Genomic DNA, 5,421 nt, shown 5'->3' with positions numbered 1-5,421 from the left:
GCGGATCTCGCACGCCCTCACACCCCTGCCTCACACAGCCGACGCTTCTCGGCGAGAGACTGCGCCCCCGCGAGATTCACCGGTGGATCCGGGCTCAGCGACCGGGCGCCGCCGGATGTGGCGGGCGCGCTGCATGGCGTCGCGGGTCGGTTACAAGCGCCACTCCTCGGCCAGCAGCCCCAGCAGTTCAACCTGCCGCTTCTCCAGGTGCTCCGGAGTCCAGGTGTCCTGCCCCAGTACTTGCGTAGTCAGGGGAAAGGCGACGACGCCCCGCCTGAGGTACCGCTCCTTCTTGTCCGTGAAGTCGAGGTTCTGGACCTGGGAGTTCTTCGCCCGGCTCAGGAGCACCAGATTGGCGAGCCGGTGCGTCCACTTCTTGCGCTCGTCCACGGTGAAGTCCGCACGCCACTGGGACTGGGGCCCCGGATTCTGGGGGAGCACATGCTCGACTGTGATCCGCGGAGCGTCGTACGTGGCCACGATGTCGTCCTCGGACAACAGCTCGTCCAGCCGCAGGAGGATGAAGCGTCGCGTCCTCAGCCCGTAGTACACGTCGCCGTCGAGCCGGGCCAGAGTGTCCGCCCGCTCCTCCTCCGTCAGCTGGAAGGCGGGGGCCTCCAGGCCCAGACCGCCGTTCAGCTCCGACAGCAGTTCCGCGAATCGCGACACACGGGGCGTGGTGTAGACGCGTCGGATGAACATGCTTGCCGCCAGGCGCTCCAGCAGCCGGAAGAACGAACCCAGCCACACGGGATCGTCCCTGTGGGAGCGAAGCGCCCACAGCGCGGCCGGCCACCAGTCGTTGTTGTCCAGGAGCAGCAGTCGACGGAACCAGAGGTTGACCTGGTGCGATCCTTCCCCGGCCGCGTATGTCTTGTCGCGAATCACCGCAGACGCCTCGGCATAGGGGACGAGTACCTCGTCGACGAACTCCTTGGCCCGGCCCCCCTTGTAGCGGGACAGGACCTGCGTTTGGAACTCCTTGAGGAGTTCCTGCCGTGCCCGCTCGCCGGAGAAGATCATGCGGATATGCAGGAACAGGTCGGAGAACTCCTCCCGGCCGAGGCTCTCCTCCGCGTCCTCCCACCGCCTGGCATAGGTTTCCGAGACCTGCTCGTCGATCTCGCCGATGATCTGCGCCTTGAAGATATCGGCGGCCGACAGGTCGAGGCCACGGGAGTTCATGACGCTGAAGATTCGGTGTGCGCTGTCCAGGTCCGGCGTGCTCACCGCTACCAGGAAGGTCTGAACGCCCATCAGTTTGCACAATGCGAGACGCTGATCGTCCGACCAGGAAGTGAGGGCGGTGTTCAGAGCCCGCGCGTTGGCCTGGACAGCCCTTTGCGCGTCGGTCCTCAGGTTGTGCGGGTTCAGTTCGAGCAGGGTCTTGATGGAACCTGAGGTCTGAATGTGCTGGTGGAAGAAGTCCGCGTCCCTGGGACGCAGCGTGAGCCGGGGTTTGGCCTTGAGGCCCAGCACGGTGTTTCCGGGCTCGGAGATCATCGCCACCAGGTTGGTCACCACATCGGGCTGTTGAGCCAGATCGCGCAGAACCGCCAGCAGGATGGTCAAGGTGGTCAGGCGCTGCTGACCGTCGATGACGTCGGCCTCGGCGGTGCGACTGTCCTTCACGAGTACCAGCGAGCCCAGGAAGTAGGGCTCTCCGTCGCCTCTCAGAAGTGCTTCCTCAAGGTCGGCGAGGAGTTGCTGAGCCTGTTCGGGCTGCCATGCGTAGGGGCGTTGATAGTCCGGGATCCGGAAGTCGTAGTCACTGCAGAACACCTTGTGCAGCGGTACTTCGCGCGCTTCGAGCTGAGCCATGGTCAGCATAATTCCGCACCGCCGACCTGCTTCGCAGGGAAGTACGTCAAGTGGGTGCGGCCGAGGCCGGTTGGCCGCCGAAGTTCGAATGGCTGTCGCTGTTCGTGTGTGCATGTGGCCGGACAAGGCGTTGATGCAACGGTGGGCGGCTCGGCCGTGGCTCCGTGCTGGACGCATGGCGCGGGTACGGCATTCGCCGCCCGGTCACTGTCCGCACCAAGAACTCTGGTGGCATCGACGTGCCTGCGAGGCAATGGGCACTCGGACTGGCGTTCATGCTCGACCGGCCCCGCTCACGAAGACGTCTCCTCCGACGGGACGGAATGAGCCTTCCGGCCGTGGTTGCGGATGCTCGCCGGAGCGCCGACGTATGCGCACGATGGGCACTTGGCCCATGCGCCGATCGTGACGGCCCGGGTGGTGACGGAGTGGCCGGGCCCGTAGCCGTGTCCGTGCAGCAACTGTGCTACGGATGTTCCGTATTCGGCCGCCAGCAGAGCGGCTTCGGCCACCTTGTCATGGCCTGGGGCGAAGAAGGATCCGGGTCCGACCTTGGTGCTGCAGCCGCACCAGCAGGTGCCCGTCGCAGTGAGGTGGGGAAGGGGCTTCGAGTTCATGGACACAAGCTAGATCAGAGGCACCGGCACTCTGGGGTGTTCGCGAGGTTTGCTGCGTCTCGGCGCCCCACCTGGAGGGCCTACGAGCCCGGCTGCCGAGGAGGTCCACGCCTGGACCGGTGTCACGATCCGTGCCCAAAGGTTCACGCAAACTCCCTATAGTGGAGCCGCGTTGATCGTATGGCCCCAACACGCGAAGCCGTCCCCCAGGAGTCCGTACGATGACGAACCCGCACTTATCCGGCGTGCCCGCGTCCGTCGGCGGCTGCCCCGCGCATGCCTCGGACGCCCGCGTACCCCTTGGCGGAGCCGGGTTCGACACCGAACCGCAGGCCCTGTACCGGAGGGTGCGCCACTCGCACGGGCCCGTCGTCCCCGTCGAGCTCCCCGGTGGTTTCCCGGCCTGGCTGGTCGTCGGATACCGCGAGCTCCACCAGGTCACCAGTGACGGTGAGCTCTTCCCGAGGGATGTCGGCCTGTGGAACCAGTGGGAGCACATACCCGAGGACTGGCCCCTGCTTCCCATGGTCGGCCGGCCGATGCCGTCCATCAACTTCACCGCAGGCGCCGAGCACCGGCGCCACTCCGCGATGGTGGGCCCCGCGCTCGAAGCCGCTGACCCGTTCGAGATCCGCAGCCACTGCGAGCAGTTGGCCGACCGGCTCGTGGACGCCGTCTGCGCACGTGGCACGGCCGATCTCGTCGCCGAGTTCGCCGAGCCGCTGCCCGTGCTGGTGCTCTCCCGCCTCGTTGGTTTCCCCGATGCCGAGGGTACCGACATCGCCCGCGTCCTGAAGGCCCTTGCCGACGGGGGGCCGGGGGCCCAGGAGGCGTACGGACGCTTCGGGGAGCACATGCGGCGGCTGGTGGCGGTCAAGCGGTCCGACCCCGGCGACGACGTCACCTCCCGGATGCTCGCCCACCCGGAGCCCTTCACCGACGAGGAGTACGCGCTCGACCTGATGGCCGTCACCGCGGCCGGGCACCTCACCACCGCCGACTGGATCAGCAACTCCCTGCGGCTGATGCTCACCGAGGACCAGTTCGCCCAGTCCCTCGCGGGCGGGCGGCGCAGCATCGGCGACGCGATGAACGAGGTCCTGTGGGAGGAGAGCCCGACCCAGATCCTCGCCGGGCGCTGGGCGGTCCGCGACACACAGCTCGGTGGCCGGACCATACGCGAGGGCGACATGCTCCTGCTCGGCCTGGGCGCCGCCAACACGGACCCGCTGATACGCCAGGACCTCGGCTCCGGCGGGGCCGGTCACCACGCGAGCAACGGTGCGCACCTGGCGTTCAGCCACGGCGAGTACCGCTGCCCCTTCCCGGCGCAGGAGATCGCGGAGACCATCGCCCGCACCGGTATCGAGGTGCTCCTCGACCGGCTTCCCGACCTCGAACTCGCCGTACCCGCCGAGGACCTCGTCCGCAGACTGTCCGCTTTCCTGCGCGGGATGAACGCCCTCCCCGTCCGTTTCTCCCCGGCCGCACACTCGACAGGAGATCTGCTGTGACCTGCCCGCACACGACGGTGGTCATCGACCCGATGGTCCAGTACCTCGACGGCGAGACCGAGCGGCTGCGCGAGGCGGCCCCGCTCGCCCGCATCGAACTGCTGGGAGTGCCCGCCTGGACCGTCACCCGGTACGCCGAAGCCCGGCGACTCCTCGTCGACACCCGCCTGGTGAAGGATCTGGACGCTTGGGGTCTCTGGCAGAGCGGTGAGGTCACCCACGCCTGGCCGCTGATCGGCATGATCGACGCGGGACGTTCCATGTTCACCGTGGACGGGGAGGAGCACCGCCGTCTGCGCACGAAGACCTCGCAGGCGCTCACCCCGCGCCGACTGGAGGCGATCCGGCCCGCCATCGAGAAGTTCACCGAAGAACTGCTGGACGCCCTCGCGGAGCAGGGCGCGCACGGCGCCGTCGACCTCAAGGCCGTTTTCGCACAGCCGCTGCCGATGCGCGTGGGCGGTCTGCTAATGGGGTGGACGAGGCGTTGCACCCCATGCTGACCCGGCAGTACAAGGCGTTCTTCTCGATGCTCACCCCCCACGAGGAGCGCCTCGCGCTGCTTGCCGAACTCGACGACTTCTACACCGAGTTGGTGCGGGAGAAGGCCGCGCACCCCACCGACGACCTCACCAGCGCGCTGATCCTCGCCGACGAGGGCGGGGAGCCGCTGACCGAGGAGGAGGTCGTCGGGAATCTCAAGGCGATGGCCGCCGCCGGGCACGAGACGACGATCGGGCTCGTGCTCAACGCCGTACGCGCTCTGCTCGCCCAGCCCGACCAGCTGAGGATGGTGCTGGACGGAGAGGTCGCGCGGGAGGCCGTGAGCGAGGAGACGCTGCGCTGGGATACGCCCACCACCCACCTGCTGATGCGGTTCGCCACCGAGGACATACAGGTCGGCGAGCAGGTGATAGCCAAGGGGGAGGGAGTGGTGATCTCCTACCGTGCCATCGGACGAGACACCGCCCATCACGGGGACGACGCCGGCACCTTCGACATCACCAGGCCGAAGCCGATACGGCACATGACCTTCGGGCACGGTCCCCACACCTGCCCCGGGGCGGCACTGTCCAGGGTGGAGGCGGGGATCGCGCTGCCCGCGCTGTTCGGGCGTTTCCCCGGGCTGAAGCTCGCGATCCAGGACGACGAGATCCGCAAACTGCCGGTGATGACGCAGAACGACACGGAGGCGTTCCCGGTGCTGCTGCACGGGTGACCCGCCCGAGTTGAGGTGACCGCTTGGTCACAGCGTGCTGCGTCTCTCGGACGGGTGTTGATCAGCCGGAGTGGTGCGAGCAGGTCGATCTTGGTCGGCAAGATTCTCGCCGGGACGCCGGCGCTGGTGCTCCGTACATTGGAAGGGAAGACAGACACGGCAGCTGTAGATCCTGCTGAGTGACGCGTTCGCCCTGGCCGAGGTGGTTGCGGGGGCGCCTGCGGGCATGGGTACGGCCACCGTGATCATG

At 67.6% G+C, this 5,421-nt stretch carries 3 protein-coding genes and 1 pseudogene; 2 read left to right on the top strand and 2 right to left on the bottom strand.

Annotated features, from left to right (window positions below; translation table 11 throughout):
• Positions 1-150 precede the first annotated feature (150 nt).
• Both ACFU5K_RS31155 and ACFU5K_RS31150 read right to left on the bottom strand, forming a co-directional pair.
• Positions 151-1,821 carry a DUF262 domain-containing protein gene (locus ACFU5K_RS31155; protein WP_384067897.1) on the bottom strand — a complete coding sequence of 557 codons (1,671 nt, stop codon included), beginning with the start codon at positions 1,819-1,821 and terminating at the stop codon, positions 151-153.
• Between the two features lie 293 nt (positions 1,822-2,114).
• Complete coding sequence (locus ACFU5K_RS31150) at positions 2,115-2,438, bottom strand: hypothetical protein (RefSeq protein WP_384067895.1); 324 nt, start codon at positions 2,436-2,438, stop codon at positions 2,115-2,117.
• 221 nt (positions 2,439-2,659) lie between these two features.
• Between ACFU5K_RS31150 and ACFU5K_RS31145 the strand changes: the two genes are divergently transcribed.
• Positions 2,660-3,952 carry a cytochrome P450 gene (locus ACFU5K_RS31145; RefSeq protein ID WP_384067892.1) on the top strand — a complete coding sequence of 431 codons (1,293 nt, stop codon included), beginning with the start codon at positions 2,660-2,662 and terminating at the stop codon, positions 3,950-3,952.
• Positions 3,949-5,171: pseudogene (locus ACFU5K_RS31140) on the top strand (cytochrome P450). The gene ACFU5K_RS31145 and the pseudogene ACFU5K_RS31140 overlap by 4 nt, the downstream one beginning before the upstream one ends.
• Positions 5,172-5,421: the final 250 nt, after the last annotated feature.

Origin of the sequence: Streptomyces sp. NPDC057428 (genome assembly GCF_042803195.1) — a bacterium.
Lineage (GTDB): Bacteria > Actinomycetota > Actinomycetes > Streptomycetales > Streptomycetaceae > Streptomyces.
This window is presented reverse-complemented; position numbering and strand designations above follow the sequence as displayed.